Genomic DNA, 325 nt, shown 5'->3' on the forward strand with positions numbered 1-325 from the left:
CCTGCTGTGCGAGGACCCGTCCGTTCAGCCGCTTTCCGCCGCCAGCGCGGCCGTCGGCATCGACGTCGGGCTCGACCACCTGCTGACCCTCTCGACCGGGGAGAAGGTCGCCAACCCCCGCCACGAGCGCCGCGACCGCGCCCGTCTGGCCAAGGCGCAGCGGCAGCTTGCCCGCAAGGCCGAGGGTGACGGAGCGAACCGGGCCAAGGCCCGCCGGAAGGCCGCGAAGGTCTACGCCCGGATCGCCGACCGCAGGCGTGACCTGCTGCACAAGCTCACCACTCGGCTCGTTCGTGAGAACCAAACGATCGTGATCGAGGACCTC

Annotated in this window: 1 protein-coding gene; it reads left to right on the forward strand. The window is 71.1% G+C overall.

Annotation, left to right across the window (positions count from 1 at the left end):
* Nucleotides 1-325, forward strand: a 325-nt coding sequence (locus IH50_RS0137130) for an RNA-guided endonuclease InsQ/TnpB family protein (RefSeq protein ID WP_030873178.1), incomplete at both ends; no start/stop codon positions are given.

Source organism: Streptomyces sp. NRRL S-37, from assembly GCF_000721605.1.
In the GTDB taxonomy this organism is placed as follows: domain Bacteria; phylum Actinomycetota; class Actinomycetes; order Streptomycetales; family Streptomycetaceae; genus Streptomyces.